This window comes from Enterobacter cloacae complex sp. IR5422, assembly GCF_049238165.1.
Lineage (GTDB): Bacteria > Pseudomonadota > Gammaproteobacteria > Enterobacterales > Enterobacteriaceae > Enterobacter > Enterobacter roggenkampii.
Genome location: NZ_JBMKHT010000005.1, coordinates 109,039 through 125,077, shown reverse-complemented (window position 1 = coordinate 125,077; position 16,039 = coordinate 109,039). Strand labels below are relative to the sequence as shown.

General features: G+C 54.0%; 16 protein-coding genes and 1 pseudogene. 8 read left to right on the top strand and 9 right to left on the bottom strand.

The features are described from left to right. Positions 1–20: 20 nt before the first annotated feature. From potI to nfsA, 7 genes are all read right to left on the bottom strand, one after another. Positions 21–866: a putrescine ABC transporter permease PotI gene (potI, locus tag ACOTXT_RS04380; protein WP_008503447.1), complete on the bottom strand. Its 846-nt coding sequence runs from the start codon at positions 864–866 to the stop codon at positions 21–23. Then, positions 863–1,816 carry a putrescine ABC transporter permease PotH gene (potH, locus tag ACOTXT_RS04375; RefSeq protein WP_021240928.1) on the bottom strand — a complete coding sequence of 318 codons (954 nt, stop codon included), beginning with the start codon at positions 1,814–1,816 and terminating at the stop codon, positions 863–865. Before potH ends, potI begins: the two co-directional genes overlap by 4 nt. A 10-nt stretch (positions 1,817–1,826) precedes the next feature. Then, entirely contained in the window at positions 1,827–2,960 is a 1,134-nt protein-coding gene (gene potG / locus ACOTXT_RS04370) for a putrescine ABC transporter ATP-binding subunit PotG (RefSeq protein ID WP_021240929.1), read from the bottom strand. Positions 2,961–3,058: 98 nt separating this feature from the next. Then, positions 3,059–4,171, bottom strand: a complete 1,113-nt coding sequence (gene potF, locus ACOTXT_RS04365) for a spermidine/putrescine ABC transporter substrate-binding protein PotF (RefSeq protein ID WP_008503444.1) — start codon at positions 4,169–4,171, stop codon at positions 3,059–3,061. Positions 4,172–4,522: 351 nt separating this feature from the next. Beyond that, on the bottom strand, positions 4,523–4,999 hold the full coding sequence (locus ACOTXT_RS04360; RefSeq protein WP_003858385.1) for a YbjN domain-containing protein: 477 nt from the start codon (positions 4,997–4,999) through the stop codon (positions 4,523–4,525). A gap of 63 nt (positions 5,000–5,062) precedes the next feature. Continuing rightward, the gene (gene rimK / locus ACOTXT_RS04355) at positions 5,063–5,965 is read right to left on the bottom strand and encodes a 30S ribosomal protein S6--L-glutamate ligase (protein ID WP_021240931.1); all 903 of its coding nucleotides are present in this window, start codon (positions 5,963–5,965) and stop codon (positions 5,063–5,065) included. 69 nt (positions 5,966–6,034) lie between these two features. Beyond that, positions 6,035–6,757 (bottom strand): nitroreductase NfsA, encoded by a 723-nt coding sequence (gene nfsA, locus ACOTXT_RS04350; RefSeq protein WP_159124833.1) that lies wholly within the window; start codon positions 6,755–6,757, stop codon positions 6,035–6,037. A 185-nt stretch (positions 6,758–6,942) separates the two neighbouring features. Between nfsA and ACOTXT_RS04345 the strand changes: the two genes are divergently transcribed. After that, entirely contained in the window at positions 6,943–7,212 is a 270-nt protein-coding gene (locus ACOTXT_RS04345; protein ID WP_006809455.1) for a GrxA family glutaredoxin, read from the top strand. A gap of 35 nt (positions 7,213–7,247) precedes the next feature. Here the strand turns inward: ACOTXT_RS04345 and ACOTXT_RS04340 are convergent, their stop codons facing one another. Beyond that, positions 7,248–7,622, bottom strand: coding sequence for an inner membrane protein YbjM (locus tag ACOTXT_RS04340; protein ID WP_025912901.1), 375 nt, complete (start codon positions 7,620–7,622; stop codon positions 7,248–7,250). Positions 7,623–7,895: 273 nt separating this feature from the next. Here ACOTXT_RS04340 and ACOTXT_RS04335 point away from each other — a divergent pair, with 273 nt between their 5' ends. The 7 genes and pseudogenes from ACOTXT_RS04335 to arsC all read left to right on the top strand — a co-directional run bounded on the left by ACOTXT_RS04335 (position 7,896) and on the right by arsC (position 14,355). Continuing rightward, positions 7,896–9,581: an aspartate:alanine antiporter gene (locus tag ACOTXT_RS04335; protein ID WP_008503440.1), complete on the top strand. Its 1,686-nt coding sequence runs from the start codon at positions 7,896–7,898 to the stop codon at positions 9,579–9,581. 334 nt (positions 9,582–9,915) lie between these two features. Then, positions 9,916–10,515, top strand: a complete 600-nt coding sequence (locus ACOTXT_RS04330) for a GIY-YIG nuclease family protein (protein WP_055321940.1) — start codon at positions 9,916–9,918, stop codon at positions 10,513–10,515. 199 nt (positions 10,516–10,714) lie between these two features. Further along, positions 10,715–11,356 (top strand): annotated as a pseudogene (locus ACOTXT_RS04325) (KAP family P-loop NTPase fold protein); the annotation flags it as partial. A gap of 312 nt (positions 11,357–11,668) precedes the next feature. Next, positions 11,669–12,070 carry a hypothetical protein gene (locus ACOTXT_RS04320; RefSeq protein WP_131820429.1) on the top strand — a complete coding sequence of 134 codons (402 nt, stop codon included), beginning with the start codon at positions 11,669–11,671 and terminating at the stop codon, positions 12,068–12,070. 190 nt (positions 12,071–12,260) lie between these two features. Continuing rightward, entirely contained in the window at positions 12,261–12,581 is a 321-nt protein-coding gene (locus ACOTXT_RS04315) for a metalloregulator ArsR/SmtB family transcription factor (RefSeq protein WP_025912898.1), read from the top strand. A 40-nt stretch (positions 12,582–12,621) separates the two neighbouring features. Continuing rightward, positions 12,622–13,911 (top strand): arsenic transporter, encoded by a 1,290-nt coding sequence (locus ACOTXT_RS04310; RefSeq protein ID WP_055321938.1) that lies wholly within the window; start codon positions 12,622–12,624, stop codon positions 13,909–13,911. Positions 13,912–13,923: 12 nt separating this feature from the next. Then, positions 13,924–14,355 carry a glutaredoxin-dependent arsenate reductase gene (arsC, locus tag ACOTXT_RS04305; protein ID WP_055321937.1) on the top strand — a complete coding sequence of 144 codons (432 nt, stop codon included), beginning with the start codon at positions 13,924–13,926 and terminating at the stop codon, positions 14,353–14,355. 69 nt (positions 14,356–14,424) lie between these two features. Here the strand turns inward: arsC and ACOTXT_RS04300 are convergent, their stop codons facing one another. Beyond that, on the bottom strand, positions 14,425–15,939 hold the full coding sequence (locus tag ACOTXT_RS04300; RefSeq protein ID WP_055321936.1) for a sensor domain-containing diguanylate cyclase: 1,515 nt from the start codon (positions 15,937–15,939) through the stop codon (positions 14,425–14,427). Between the last annotated feature and the right edge of the window lie 100 nt (positions 15,940–16,039).

The window sequence follows — 16,039 nt, the reverse complement described above, 5'->3', positions numbered from 1 at the left end:
CACTGGAAATTTTAAATCCTTCAGCCGCGTCTTGCACGCTGGATATCGCGCACGCGCTGTTTTTCCGCGCGCGCCATCAAATACCAGGCGATAAATCCGACAATTCCGACCACGCCGAGGATGATAGAGGCCAGGGCGTTGATCTCCGGGTTGACCCCCATGCGCACGCTGGAGAAGACCAGCATCGGCAGCGTCGTCGCCCCCGGGCCGGAAACAAAGCTGGCGATCACCAGATCGTCGAGCGACAGGGTAAACGCCAGCAGCCAGCCAGAGATCACCGCCGGCATAATCATCGGCAGCGTGATGATGAAAAAGACCTTCAGCGGCGTCGCGCCGAGATCCATCGCCGCCTCTTCAATGGAGCGATCCAGCTCGCGCAGGCGCGAGGCGATCACCACCGCGACATAGGCGGTACAGAAGGTAACGTGCGCCAGCCAGATGGTGAGCATCCCGCGATCCGCCGGCCAGCCGATGGCGTGCGCCAGGGCCACGAACAGCAGCAGCAGCGCGAGACCGGTGATCACATCCGGCATAACCAGCGGGGCGGTGATCATAAAGGCGAAGCCGTTCGAACCGCGAAAACGCCCGAAGCGCACCATCACCAGCGCGGCGATCGTGCCCAGCACGGACGCCATGGTCGCCGCCAGCGCCGCAATGGTCAGGCTCAGCCCCACCGCGCTCATCATCGCATCATCGTGGAACAGCTCGCTGTACCAGCGCGTCGACCAGCCTGCCCAGACCGTCACCAGCTTAGAGCTGTTAAACGAGTAGATCACCAGCATCAGCATCGGCGCATACAGGAAGGTAAAGCCGATGACCAGGATCGCAATTCGCCACGGGGAGCGCACTACCGGTAAGTTGTTCATCCGCGATCTCCCATCTGTTTCTGCTGATGCTTGTGGAACCACATGATCGGCACGATCAGCAGCAGCAGCATGACAATCGCCACCGCCGACGCCACCGGCCAGTCGCGGTTATTGAAGAACTCCTGCCACAGCACGCGGCCAATCATGATGCTGTCTGGCCCGCCGAGCAGTTCCGGGATCACAAACTCCCCCACCGCCGGGATAAAGACCAGCATCGACCCGGCGATAATGCCGCCTTTGGTCAGCGGGACAATGACGCTGAAGAACGTTTTTAACGGACGGGCGCCGAGATCGAGCGACGCTTCCACCAGCGAGTAGTCAATACGCGTCAGCGCCGTGTAGATCGGCAGCACCATAAACGGCAGATAGGCGTACACAATGCCGATATAGACCGCGAGGTTGGTGTGCAGGATCGTCAGCGGCTGATCGATAACCCCGAGCCACATCAGAAAGTTGTTCAGCACGCCGTTGTTTTTCAGGATCCCCATCCACGCGTAAACGCGGATCAGGAACGAGGTCCACGACGGCAGGATCACCAGCAGCAGCAGGATGTTTCGCGTCGACGGCTTGCTGTGCGCCACCGCCCACGCCAGCGGATAGCCCATCACCAGACAGCAGAGCGTCGAGATCGCCGCCACCTGTAGCGATTGCAGATAGGCTTCGAAATAGAGCGGATCGTCGGTGAGCTGCAGGAAGTTACCCAGGTTTAAGGTCAGCGTCAGCTGCCCGTCGGCCCAGTCCAGCAGGTTGGTGTAAGGCGGGATCGCCCGCGCCATTTCCGCCAGGCTTATCTTGAAAACAATCAGGAACGGCAGCAGGAACAGCAGGATCAGCCACACGTATGGCATGGCGATCACCAGCTTGCGGCCGTGCTTCATCTGCATGCGCGTCAGCCAGTGGGCAAAGCCGCCCGGCTTTTCGACGCGGGCTGGAGGTTCAAGTGTACTCATTGGCCGCTCCTTATACCGTCAGCACAACGCAACTGTCTGCATCCCAACACAGGCGCACTTCGTCGCCCCAGGTCGGCTGCCCCTTGCGGTAGCGATGTTCGTTCTGTAACTGCGCGCTGAGCATCTGCCCGCTTTTCAGGCGCACGTGATAGATGGAGAGATCGCCCAGATAGGCAATGTGCACCACTTCGCCCACGGCAAAGTTATAGCCATCGGCAGGCGGGTCTTCACAGAGCATAATCTTCTCCGGACGCAGCGCGACGTAAACCGGCACGTTATCCACCACCGAGTTATCCGGATCGACCTTAAGCGGATGCTGCAGCCCCGGCGATTCGATGACCAGACCGTCTTCCTGACGATCTTTCAGCAGCCCCTCGAAGACGTTAACCGAGCCGATGAACTCCGCGCTGTAGCGGGTGGTTGGGTGCTCATAAATCTCTTCCGGCTCGCCAATCTGCACGAACTTCCCGCGGTTCATGATGGCGATACGTCCGGCCATGGTCATGGCCTCTTCCTGGTCGTGGGTGACCATCACGCAGGTCACGCCCACGCGCTCGAGGATATCGACCACTTCAAGCTGCATACGGTCGCGCAGCTTTTTATCCAGCGCGCCCATCGGTTCATCAAGCAGCAGCAGTTTCGGGCGTTTTGCCAGGCTGCGGGCCAGGGCCACGCGCTGGCGCTGGCCGCCGGAGAGCTGGTGCGGCTTACGCTTGGCGAACTCCTGCATGTGCACCAGGCTCAGCATCTCGGCCACGCGCGCGGTAATTTCAGCCTTCGGCAGCTTATCCTGCTTCAGGCCAAAGGCGATGTTCTGCTCCACCGTCATATGCGGGAACAGCGCGTAGGACTGGAACATCATGTTGATCGGGCGCTGATACGGCGGCACGCTGGAGAGGTCCACGCCGTCGAGCACGATCTGCCCGGCGGTGGGCTGTTCAAAACCGGCCAGCATACGCAGCAGGGTCGATTTACCACAGCCAGAGGCCCCCAGAAGGGCAAAAATTTCGCCTTTATAGATCGTCAGGCTGACGTCGTCCACGGCATGCTGGCCATCAAAAGATTTGGTGAGGTTACGAATTTCAAGCAGCGGGGTCAGCGCTTTACGGACTTTCGCCTGCGGGCGGGGGATCGCGTCATTCACGGGGTGTTCTCCGGTAGAGATCAAATCATGGTGCAGGCGCACCAGAACGGTGCGCCTGTTGCCGGGGGCGCTTCGCTTGCCCGGCCTGTGACAAAGGGTTATTTACCGCTTTTCACCTTGGTCCACGCGCGGGTACGCACGCGGTCAATTTTTGGATCCTGGACTTTCAGGGTGAAGAGCTTGGCGAACACATCCGCTGGCGGATAGATAGCCGGGTTATTACGGATTTCTTCGCTCACCAGCGGCACGGAGGCCTTGTTACCGTTCGCGTAGTAAACGTGGTCGCTGATGTGGGCGATAACCTCAGGACGCATCAGGTAGTTGAGGAACTGATACGCTTCGTCTTTGTTTTTGGCGTCAGCCGGCATCGCAAAGACGTCGAAGAAGGCCAGCGCCCCCTCTTTCGGAATGAAGTAGGAGACGTTCACGCCGTTTTTCGCCTCTTTCGCGCGGTTCGCCGCCTGCCATACGTCCCCTGCCCAGCCGATCGCGACGCAGATGTCGCCGTTCGCCAGGTCGTTAATGTACTGGGACGAGTGGAAGTAACGAATGTTTGGACGCAGCTTCAGCAGCAGATCGGTCGCCGGGCCGGTGTAATCATCGGCCTTATTGCTGTTCGGATCTTTGCCCAGATAGTTCAGCACGGTCGCGAAAATCTCTTCCGGCGCATCGAGGAAGGAGACGCCGCAGCTTTTCAGCTTCTCAAGGTTTTCCGGCTTCAGCACCACGTCCCAGCTGTCCAGCTTCACGTCCGGGCCCAGCGCGGCTTTGACTTTATCCACGTTGTAGCCGATACCGGTGGTCGCCCACAGGTAAGGCATCGCGTATTTGTTGTCCGGGTCGTGCTTAGCCACCAGCTTCAGCACTTCCGGATCGAGATTTTTCCAGTTCGGTAACTTGCTCTTATCCAGCGGCTGGAAGACGCCTGCCGTCAGCTGGCGCTCCAGGAAGCTTGCGGAAGGCACCACGAGGTCAAACCCGGTGCTGCCCGCCATCAGCTTTCCTTCCAGCACTTCGTTGGAATCGAACACGTCGTAGACGACTTTAATGCCGGTCTCTTTTTCAAAATTTGCCACCGTGTCCGGCGCAATATAGTCAGACCAGTTATAAACGTGCAGCGTTTTTTGTTCCGCAGCGAGCGTGCCGGCAGAGACGGCCATCAGAGCACCCGCAACCAGACCCGATAACCATTTTTTATTCAAGGCGATCATAGTGTTATTCCTTCTGAAAGCTCGTTAACAAACGAACTAAAACTGTGCAATCAGGATATATGCAAAAATCATGCATAGTTTGTCGCTCTGCTCAAAATAAAAAGAAACCTCTTTACCCGGCAGCTTCCGCTCGCTTTTTTAAGCATCGCAAGAATAACTGTAGCCCGTGTCCCCGGCTATAGCCCAGACGAAAAAACGCCTTTTATCAATTTTTTATGCAGGTTAAGTCTACGTGATAAGCCGAAACGGCCTTCAGGGAGGTGAATAATTCTTTAAAGAAAGGTTAAAAGCAGCAGAAAAAATGGCCTTCTGCAGCCGCTATGGCAGCGACTGCGCAAAAGTCAGACAGGCTTAGTGAAGAAAATTGGGAGATGCATCATTATTCTCTGCATCATCTTCCGCGCTATACAGCAGATGGTGTGCATTGGCTTCCATCATAACCATGGAAATTTGCTCTTCGCTCAAGCGCATAAACCAGGCGAACTGCTTGAACGACAGCCCTGCCCCGGAGAATAAAGACTGGCAAACGACCAGTTTTGGCAGATTATCATCCTGTATGTCGAGAAATGCCTTCACCGTCAAAGAACTGGCATTGATTGCCGACAGGTCGGAAGCCAGCGCCAGCAGCGCGGAGGGCTTCACTTCGGCCAGCGCGGAGAAAAGGATCACGTCGTTAATCAGATCGATTTTGGCATCGAAAATGCCGTCGAAATTCTGCATATGAGGCAGATGCAGCGCCTGGCAGGAATCACATTCGAAGAACGTAATTCCGGCATCATCAAGCCATTGACGTAACGTATCCAGTGTAGGTACGACCTGTAAATCCATCGCGATGCAGCCTCTTTAATAAAAACTTCGCATAGGGTACTTAAAAAGCGCGCGGTAATCCATTTAACCACCCGTTTTCAGACAGTAGCCCGGCGTCGCATGACGCTCGATCCATAAGATCATTTTACCCGCAATATCGACCCCTGTGGTTTTTTCCACACCTTCCAGCCCCGGCGAGGCGTTCACCTCCATGACCAGCGGCCCGCGCGTCGCGCGCAGAAGATCTACACCCGCCACGTCCAGCCCCAGGGTTTGCGCCGCTTTCACGGCAATTTCCCGTTCGCGATCGCTGATATCGGCAATTCTGGCAATGCCGCCGCGGTGAAGATTAGAGCGGAAATCGCCCTCTTTGGCCTGCCGCTCGATCGCCGCCACGACCTCGTTACCCACCACAAAACAGCGAATATCGCGCCCTTTCGCCTCTTCGATATACTCCTGCACCAGAATGTGGGCATTGAGGCCCCGGAAGGCATCAATCACGCTCTCCGCCGCCTGACGGGTCTCCGCCAGCACCACGCCAATGCCCTGCGTGCCTTCCACCAGCTTGATCACCAAAGGCGCGCCGCCCACCATGTCGATCAGATCGCTGGTGTCGTCCGGGGAATGGGCAATCCCGGTGACGGGAAGATCGATCCCCTGACGGGCAAGAAGCTGCAGCGAGCGCAGCTTGTCGCGGGCGCGGGAAATGGCGACGGATTCGTTGAGCGGGTAGCTGCCCAGCATCTCGAACTGGCGCAGCGCGGCGGTGCCGTAATAGGTAATCTGGGAGCCGATGCGGGGAATCACCGCATCAAAGTGCGGCAGCTTGCGGCCTTTGTAGTGAATCGACGAGGCGGCCGGATCGATGTTCATATAGCAGGACATCGGGTCGAGGATTTCAACCTGATGCCCGCGTTTCGCCGCCGCTTCTCGCAGGCGCTTACATGAATAGAGCGTTCCATCCCGGGACAATATGGCAATTTTCACCCTGCACCTCTCTGAAGACATGGAAAAAGCCTGCGTATCATATACGCAGGCAGGCGCAGGATAAATGGACTATCGCGTCGCCCAGCCCTGTTTGTGCAGGTAATCAAGAATAAACGGGCGATTTTCTTTAATGATGGTGCGGCGAATATGGTCAGTCCAGGTGTCGCGGCGGTTATTGCTGCCGCGCGTCATGTAGTAGTTCGCCAGCTCTTCATCGTAGTGATTCAGGACGTCCTGATCGACCGGCTGGTAGTGGTTTTCATGCACCAGCATCGCAGCAGGAATGCGCGGCTTCAGATCCGGGTTGTCCGCCGGCCAGCCGAGGCACAGGCCAAACAGCGGCAGCACGTGTTTTGGCAGCTTCAGCAGGTCGGTCACACTTTGAATGTTGTTACGCAGGCCGCCAATGTAGACGCCGCCTAACCCCAGCGACTCCGCCGCCGTAAAGGCGTTTTGCGCCATCAGCGCGGTATCCACCACGCCCAGCAGCAGCTGTTCGGCCAGCCCCAGCTCGGCCTCAGGGCAGATCTGCAGGTGGCGGTTAAAGTCGGCGCAGAATACCCAGAACTCGGCTGCCTGAGCCACATGCTTCTGCCCGCCGGTCAGCGTCACCAGCTGTTCACGCATCGCCGGGTCGGTAATGCGGATAATAGAGCTGCACTGCAGGAAGCTGGAGCTGGAGGTCGCCCTTGCGCTGTTAAAAATCGCTTCGCGCTGCGCATCGGTAATCGGCTCATCGGTGAAGTGGCGAATGGAACGATGGGAAAGGAGCAGGTCTATGGTTGGCGTCATCTTGTCTCTCTTTGTCTTGCTTAAACCGTATGGCAGCCAGTATAGGCAATGATATGCGCGGTGTAATTGGCGAAACATAGCTCATAGATATTATAACGACAGGCGAAACCTTCTTTAATGACGACAGGTTATGGGGCACTATACGTGTCATTCGCCGTCAGGCTTGTTTTTTTGAGGAGAGAGAAATGTTTGCAGTTATTTTTGGTCGTCCAGGGTGCCCTTACTGTGTGCGCGCGAAAGAGCTGGCTGAGAAACTGACCGAAGAGCGCGATGACTTCAACTTCCGCTATGTGGACATCCACGCGGAAGGCATCACCAAAGCCGATCTGGAAAAAACTGTCGGTAAGCCGGTTGAAACCGTACCGCAGATCTTCCTCGATCAGAAACACATTGGCGGCTGCACCGACTTTGAAGCTTACGCCAAAGAGCACCTGGGCCTGTTTGCTGCCCAGTAATGAAATGAAAGGACGCCCTCACCGAGAGGGCGTTTTTATTTGTGGTGCCGTCGGTTATGAAGCAGACTGCGCACAAATAAGTAGCAGAGCGCGCCAAGGGCGCACCAGAAAACAGCGCTCATCAACCACGCCAGCTCCTGCCAGAAACTTCGCGTAGAGATATACAGCAAGCGCATCATCAGCAAACAGAGCGGCGCGGCCAGCATGGCGCCCAGCAGTGGCTTCACCACCTCCCCTTTACGGGAGAGAAAACTGGCAGCTGCCCCCGGCAGGGTAAAAAAGAGCAACCCGAGCTCCGGATGACCCGACGCCCTGAATGCCCCTTTCACGTTAAAAGCAAGCGACATGCATACGACCGTGAACAGCAAAAAGCAGCTGATCACCCCCGCCCAGTTTCGTTTCATATTCAACCTATCCTCCTGACTTATCTCTATCAAATACACTTTCGTCGGGTAGACGCCCAGTCAGATAAAGCAATGCGGCAATCCTTGCCAAAGTACGCACAGGGTGATGCGATAATCAGTAGCTGTCAGTAGCTAATGCGATTAAACTACACGCCAGCTAATGTTTTAGGGAATAAAGCAGGAAACAGGGAGCGTTAACGCTTTTCCCTGACCCAAAAAACAGTAGCCCAAAAAGTCCTTTCATTCAACAACTTACTGGTAAACAAGAAGTTAGCCTCCGTGAATATAAACGTCGCAGACTTGTTAAATGGGAATTACATCCTGTTATTATTTGTGGTACTGGCGCTGGGTCTTTGCCTGGGTAAATTGCGCCTGGGTTCGGTTCAACTCGGTAATTCCATTGGCGTTTTAGTCGTCTCCTTATTATTAGGCCAGCAGCACTTCAGCATTAACACGGACGCGCTCAACTTAGGTTTTATGCTGTTTATTTTTTGTGTTGGCGTGGAAGCGGGGCCGAACTTTTTTTCCATTTTCTTCCGCGACGGCAAAAATTATCTGATGCTGGCGCTGGTGATGGTCGGCAGCGCGCTGCTGATCGCGTTAGGGCTGGGTAAACTGTTTGGCTGGGATATCGGGCTAACGGCCGGTATGCTGGCAGGCTCGATGACCTCCACCCCGGTGCTGGTGGGTGCCGGTGATACCCTGCGCCACTCCGGGATGGCCGGGGAACAGCTCTCCACCGCCCTCGACCACCTGAGCCTGGGCTATGCCCTGACCTATCTGATTGGTCTGGTAAGCCTGATCGTTGGCGCACGCTACCTGCCAAAACTGCAGCATCAGGATCTGCAGACCAGCGCCCAGCAAATCGCCCGCGAGCGCGGTCTGGATACCGACTCCAAACGTAAAGTTTATCTCCCGGTGATCCGCGCCTACCGCGTCGGGCCGGAGCTGGTGGCATGGGCAGACGGTAAAAACCTGCGCGAGCTGGGGATTTACCGCCAGACGGGCTGCTACATCGAACGTATCCGCCGCAACGGTATTCTGGCGAACCCGGACGGCGACGCGGTGCTGCAGATGGGCGACGACATCGCGCTGGTGGGTTACCCGGACGCCCACGCCCGTCTCGACCCGAGCTTCCGTAACGGCAAAGAGGTGTTCGACCGCGACCTGCTCGACATGCGCATCGTCACCGAAGAGATCGTGGTGAAAAACCATAACGCCGTGGGCCGCCGCCTGGCGCAGCTGAAGCTGACCGACCACGGCTGCTTCCTCAACCGCGTGATCCGCAGCCAGATTGAGATGCCGATCGACGACAACGTGGTGCTCAACAAAGGTGACGTGCTGCAGGTCAGCGGCGACGCGCGACGCGTAAAAACCGTGGCCGACCGCATCGGCTTTATCTCTATTCACAGCCAGGTCACCGACCTGCTGGCCTTCTGCGCCTTCTTTATCGTTGGCCTGATGATCGGGATGATCACCTTCCAGTTCAGCAACTTTAGCTTCGGCATCGGTAACGCCGCCGGGCTGCTGTTCGCCGGGATCATGCTGGGCTTCCTGCGAGCGAACCACCCGACCTTCGGCTACATTCCGCAGGGCGCGCTGAACATGGTGAAAGAGTTCGGTCTGATGGTCTTTATGGCGGGCGTGGGCTTAAGCGCGGGCAGCGGCATTGGCCACAGCCTGGGTGCCGTTGGCTGGCAGATGTTGGTTTCCGGACTTATCGTCAGCCTGGTGCCGGTGGTGATCTGCTTCCTGTTCGGCGCCTACGTGCTGCGCATGAACCGCGCCCTGCTCTTCGGGGCGATGATGGGGGCGCGTACCTGTGCGCCTGCTATGGAAATCATCAGCGACACCGCGCGCAGCAACATTCCGGCGCTGGGCTATGCGGGCACCTATGCTATCGCTAACGTACTGCTCACGCTGGCGGGTACGCTGATCATCATCATCTGGCCGGGGCTCGGATAACTCCTAAGAATGCGCGTGGCGGAAAATATTTTCGTTACGCGCAGAACTTTTTTATCAGGGGGCAGTCATAACTAGTGCCACTGCTTTTCTTTGATGTCCCCAATTTGTGGAGCCCATCAACCCCGCCGTTTTGGTTCAAGGTTGATGGGTTTTTTGTTGCCTGAAATTCCCTCACTCACAGAATCAATCGCTTACAGCCACGCTTTCTGATGTTGGGCGTCAGCTCCGGACAAAAAACCCTATCCCATTACTTTCTCCTTCCAGGCTTCATAAAACTATCGCTCCCTGACAGCAAAAGAATAAAATCAGGAAAAACGTCAGCAAGGAAAGCCGCATGTTCAATTTTTATCCCGAGAAAACCTACAGCAGAACGGAAGTAATGAGCAAGCCATCACCAGTTCCGCCAGTAAATGGCGTCTACTTCTGGTGGTTTAAGGAAATCCCACCTGGTGTGCCGACCGAGGGCTGCATCACCTCAGACGGCTACACGCTGCTATACGTTGGTATTTCGCCCGACCAGAGAGGGAAACCTAACAGCCGTTCGAACTTAAGGAAACGAATCAAAACGCATTACAGCGGCAATGCGGCTGGATCAACACTCAGGCGCACGCTGGGTGTGTTATTGAGTGGTTTAAGTGGCTTTCCCCTGCGCCGCGTGGGTTCTGGATCCAGAATGACATTTACTCACCCTGGCGAGCAGTGGCTTGACGCCTGGATGGAAAAGAATGCCAAAGTTCACTGGCTTCCTGTTGATGCACCCTGGGAACTTGAAGACACGCTGATCGCATCGACTCCCCTACCATTAAATATTCAGGGTAATCTTCACACCTTTAAATCCAAACTTTCGGAAATGCGTAGTCAAGCTGCTGCGGAGGCAAGAATGATGAAGATTGCTGATGAGCGGGGCTTCAAAAGAAGATTGGCTACGCAGTGACGTTACAGCAATGATTTTTCCAAGAATTTTGATTTCATAGTCGCTATAAATGATAATGAATCTTCTCCTGAAATTAGAGTATTATAGGTGAGGTATTAATGAACATTGCATGGGAATGGGATAATGATGATGAATTTTTTGGTGAAAAACTACCACCCGACACCTTAGATAGAAAAAATATGCCAAATATCTTTACGAAATATGTTCAGCTCGAGGTAATTCCTCTAACTTAGTAATTAATATAAATGCGGAATGGGGCGCTGGTAAAACTTACTTCACAAAACGCCTTACCAAGACGATTAACAACAACCATCCTACAATTTATATAGACGCTTGGAAAGAAGATTTTTCAGACGATCCACTCTTAACAGTTTTCAGTTCAATAAAAAGCCAGTTAACAGGCCAATCAGATAAATTCACCACTCTGATTAATAAGACTGTAGATAATATAGGGCCTTTACTTAAAACAGCAACGCCAGTAATCATTGATAGTTTAATAAAAAAAATAACTGGGATTGATTCAGCATCGGATCTTACAAAAGACTTATCTGCACAATTATTAGATCTGCACGCAGAAAAAGCCTCAAAAATCGAAACAATCAGAAAAGGAATAGAAAAATGGGTTAAATTTATTGAACGTAAGGATTGTATAGAAAAAGATTTACCTATATTTATAATCATTGATGAATTAGACAGATGCAGACCAAGTTTTGCTATCAACCTTCTGGAAATAGTAAAACATATCTTTAACATACCAGGAGTTGTTTTTGTAATTGCAACCGATACTGAACAGCTTCAGCACTCTATAAAAGTAGTATATGGGAATGATTTTTCTGCCAGTCACTATCTAAGTAGATTCTTCGATCGTCGCTTTTTATTGCCCTCTCCAAACCTCAATAATTTATTGCTAACAAAAACAGGTTATAATATTATTGAGCAATTCGCATCAGTGCAAGTAATTTGCACACCATGTGCTCCCAACTTCACAAGTTTTATATCCAACTGTGCCTCTATACTCCAATCTTTGAAAGTAAATCTCAGAGACTCAATTAAAATATATGAAAGATTAATTGATATTATCATTACCAGTTCGAAGAAGTTCGATCCAAACTTAATGTTGATTTTGTTGTCATTGAACTTTAAAAGTAGCGAGATGTATTCAAAAATAAAGCAAGGCGCTAACATAGATCCTTCTTATAAACTATATTTAATTGAACTTTCCTTTAACTTATCTTTCAACATTACAAGTGTTAGAACCTTAAAATCACGAGAAGGTTCATATGTTTCTAATAGCAATGAAAATTACCAAAAATTAAGTTGCGATGCGATTTCATATATCAACAAATCAAGGGAGGTGCTCTCTGAGGCAAACAGTAGAATGAGTGGCAACCGTCAAATTAACATCACTGAAGGTTGGTTAAATGGTGATATAACAGCAGAACATAGCCTAATTAACTTTTTAAAGATGAGCTACGCCCATGCAAAACTAAGTGATTCAGAATTAAAATTTAGGCATTATTTCGATTTAATAGAATTGAGCACGACATTTGAATAAAACTAGCAATAACGGAAATTAATCATCACTTATATCACATCAATAATATCTTCACACTTAATTAACCCGTTTACCTAAACGGTTTTTTTGTTGCCAGAAATTCACTTCCTCGTACTCTCGCTTTCTTTACTGCCACCAAATAAACATATATGCTTAAACACATATAAAAATCACATATGCAGGAACACCCATGCTCCACCCACTCCACCTCTTCAAAACCCTCTCCGACGAAACGCGGCTCGCCATCGTCATGCTGCTCCGCGAAGCGGGCGAGCTGTGCGTCTGCGATCTCTGCGCCGCCACCGCCGAATCTCAGCCGAAGGTTTCCCGCCATATGGCGCTGCTGCGCGAGTCCGGGCTGGTGATCGACCGTCGCGAGGGTAAGTGGGTCCATTACCGTCTCTCTCCCAACATGCCTGCATGGGCGGCAGCCGTTATCGACACCAGCGGGAACTGCCTGCGGGAAGAGACGCGTATGAAGCTGAAAAACCGGCTTCCGGGTTCGTGCTAATCAAAACACATTCACAAAAACAGATATAACGGAGTAAGCAATGTTTCTGGCAGGGGCAATTTTTCTGTTTACGCTGGTGTTGGTCATCTGGCAGCCCAAAGGACTGAGTATCGGCTGGAGCGCGACTATTGGCGCCGTGCTGGCGCTGGCCAGCGGCGTGATTCACATTAACGATATTCCGGTAGTCTGGAATATCGTCTGGAACGCCACGGCAACGTTTATCGCCGTTATCATTATCAGTCTGCTGCTGGATGAGTCCGGCTTTTTCGAGTGGGCAGCACTGCACGTCGCTCGCTGGGGGAAAGGTCGGGGGCGATTGCTGTTTACCTGGATTATCCTGCTGGGCGCAGCCGTCGCAGCGCTGTTTGCTAATGACGGCGCGGCGCTGATCCTCACGCCTATCGTCATCGCCATGCTGCTGGCGCTGGGGTTCAGCAAACAGGCCACGCTGGCGTTTGTGATGGCGGCAGGTTTTATCGCCGATACCGCCAGCCTGCCGCTGATTGTCTCCAACCTGGTCAACATCGTCTCGGCAGACTTCTTCGCGCTGGGGTTCAGCGAGTACGCTTCGGTGATGATCCCGGTGGATATCGCCGCGATTGCCGCAACGCTGGTCATGCTGCACCTATTCTTTCGCAAGGAAATTCCTCCAGAATATGACCTGGCGAAACTCCAGGAGCCTGCGCGGGCCATTCACGACCTCCCGACGTTCAGAACGGGCTGGATCGTCCTCCTTCTTCTGCTCGTCGGTTTCTTCGTGCTTGAACCTCTCGGCATTCCGGTCAGCGCCATTGCGACCGTCGGCGCGCTGATTTTATTCGCTGTCGCAAAACGCGGACATGCGATAAATACCGGAAAAGTGCTGCGCGGCGCGCCGTGGCAGATCGTCATCTTCTCGCTGGGGATGTATCTGGTGGTGTATGGCCTGCGTAATGCCGGGCTGACGGACTCTCTCACAGGCGTACTGAATAGCCTGGCCGGACACGGGCTGTGGGCCACCACGCTGGGAACCGGGTTCATCACCGCATTCCTGTCATCCATAATGAACAATATGCCCACGGTGCTGATTGGCGCGCTCTCCATTGACGGCAGCACGGCAACAGGGTTGATAAAGGAGGCGATGATTTACGCCAACGTGATTGGCTGCGATCTGGGGCCAAAAATCACGCCTATTGGTAGTCTCGCCACCCTGCTCTGGCTTCACGTGCTGGCGCAGAAAAACATGACGATTACCTGGGGCGGCTATTTCCGGACGGGCATCATCATGACGCTGCCGGTCCTGTTTGTGACGCTCGCCGCCCTGGCGCTACGTCTCTCCTTCACACTGTAATGAGCCACTGATATGAGCCACATCACCATTTATCACAACCCCGCCTGCGGCACCTCGCGCAACACGCTGGAGATGATCCGCAACAGCGGCGCGGAGCCAGAGATTATTCTCTATCTGGAAACCCCGCCGTCGCGCGATACGCTGACCGCCCTGATTGCCGATATGGGCATTTCGGTGCGCGATTTGCTGCGTAAAAACGTGGAGCCCTATGAACAGCTCGGCCTGGCCGAAGACAGCTTCACCGACGACCAGCTTATCGATTTTATGCTGCAACACCCGATCCTGATTAACCGTCCGATCGTGGTGACGCCGCTGGGCACCCGCCTGTGCCGCCCGTCTGAAGTCGTCCTCGACATCCTGCCGGACGCGCAGAAAGGGGCGTTTACGAAAGAGGATGGCGAAGCGGTGGTGGACGCCAGCGGGAAGAATATCCTGAAAAAATAATCCTTCCTCAGGTGGACGACAGGGCCAGCGCCCGGCGGGCCCTGAACGCCTGGAGAAAACAACCGCCCGCTAGCTCGCCACGCAGACTCGGTTGCGCCCCTCACGTTTTGCACGATAAAGCTCACGATCGGCTCGCGCCAGGGCTGACTGCACGCCATGTTCAATCTCCAGTTCATCCGGCGTCATGCATACGAGCCCCATGCTGGCGGTGAAGCGGATCGTCTGCCCGTTGAAGTCGACGTTCTGGCTGGCAAGGCTCATCCGTACGCGCTCGGCGATCTCAGCGGCCGTCTCCAGAGAGGTCTGCGGCATTGCCACGACAAACTCTTCCCCGCCGAAGCGGGCGACAATGTCGCTGCCTCTCACCAGTGCCGGAAGCGCGTTGCCAATATGCTTCAGCACCGCATCGCCGCCGTCATGGCCCCAGGTGTCGTTAATACGCTTGAAGAAATCCAGATCCATGCTCATCAGGCACAGGGGCTGCTGATGCCGACGGGCAAGATTGCAGGCCCGCAAAGACCACTCATCAAACTGGCGACGGTTTGCCAGCCCGGTGAGCGGATCGAGCCGCGCCTCCTGCTGGAAACGCGCCCGCTGCAGGGCGTTGACGTGAATGTAATGCATCAGAAACCACTGCGTAATGGAGATAACCAGAATCGCCAGCGCCGTCCACAGAGCCTGATAATACCAGCCGTGCAGCACGTCTTTTCTGGCCAGCCCGACGGCCAGCACCCATTTGCGTTCGTTGAGGTTAAGAAATACTCCCATACGTTCAACGCCATCAATCGGAGAGGTATATCGTTGGACCTGTGCGGTATCGCTTGCGTATTCCAGCAGCTTCGCGAGGCGCGGGTCGGAGGTGTTCAATTGCGAACCGTCATTCGCCCCCATACGGGCAAGCTGCACCGCATTGTCACGATCAAGGACCGCCATCGCCCCACCCTGACCTAAATCGAAGCCCTGCACTTCCATTTTGCGAAACATATCGTTCATGGTGTTACCATTGAAGAAACCCAACGCACCACCAAGAAAGCGACCATGTGCGTCGCGCACTGCACGGAACATCACGAAGCCCAACATGTTTTTATCCGTGCCGTTGCTCTGCCAGTAAAACAAACTTTCGGTAACTTCATCCCGGCGAAAACCGGTAAACAGAGGGTGCTGCCGAAAGCTGGCCTGCGCAAGCGTAGAGGCGTCCAGAGCGCGCTCAAAAGGAAATAGCGCGCGGCTGCTGAGAAAATCACCGTCTTCATCAAAGACGACAACGCCATCCAGCCAGGCGCGCTTGAGCTCCCCTTGCAGGAATGGCTGCGCGTTTTCAGGCGTGACCGTATGGTTGAGCAGAAAGGCATTCCCGATAAAGCGCATCTGGTAGCGCATCGCGTTAAGGCTGGTATCAAACTGCTGGGACTGGAGAATGGCCGTATTGCGAAGGATACGTGCAGCGTTATCCTCCACATAGCCGCGCTGGTAGAGCAGATGCCCAATCAGCAGACTCGCCTGAACCAAAATCAACAGTACTAACAACGCTCTCTTTTTTGCCAGACTGACCTGCACGAACCAGGTACTTACTTTTTCACCCAACGCCAACCTCAACCACTGAACAGTAAATAACCACCGCGGTGGATAGTCACGTGTTAGGTCCGGATTGTCAATATGGAGAAAAATCGTAATACATTGAAAA

Coding starts and splice junctions, on each gene's coding strand:
- potI (WP_008503447.1), bottom strand. CDS start 866: ATGAACAACTTACCGGTAGTGCGCTCCCCGTGGCGAATTGCGATCCTG.
- potH (WP_021240928.1), bottom strand. CDS start 1,816: ATGAGTACACTTGAACCTCCAGCCCGCGTCGAAAAGCCGGGCGGCTTT.
- potF (WP_008503444.1), bottom strand. CDS start 4,171: ATGATCGCCTTGAATAAAAAATGGTTATCGGGTCTGGTTGCGGGTGCT.
- ACOTXT_RS04360 (WP_003858385.1), bottom strand. CDS start 4,999: ATGGATTTACAGGTCGTACCTACACTGGATACGTTACGTCAATGGCTT.
- nfsA (WP_159124833.1), bottom strand. CDS start 6,757: ATGACGCCAACCATAGACCTGCTCCTTTCCCATCGTTCCATTCGCCAC.
- ACOTXT_RS04345 (WP_006809455.1), top strand. CDS start 6,943: ATGTTTGCAGTTATTTTTGGTCGTCCAGGGTGCCCTTACTGTGTGCGC.
- ACOTXT_RS04330 (WP_055321940.1), top strand. CDS start 9,916: ATGTTCAATTTTTATCCCGAGAAAACCTACAGCAGAACGGAAGTAATG.
- ACOTXT_RS04320 (WP_131820429.1), top strand. CDS start 11,669: ATGTATTCAAAAATAAAGCAAGGCGCTAACATAGATCCTTCTTATAAA.
- ACOTXT_RS04315 (WP_025912898.1), top strand. CDS start 12,261: ATGCTCCACCCACTCCACCTCTTCAAAACCCTCTCCGACGAAACGCGG.
- ACOTXT_RS04310 (WP_055321938.1), top strand. CDS start 12,622: ATGTTTCTGGCAGGGGCAATTTTTCTGTTTACGCTGGTGTTGGTCATC.
- arsC (WP_055321937.1), top strand. CDS start 13,924: ATGAGCCACATCACCATTTATCACAACCCCGCCTGCGGCACCTCGCGC.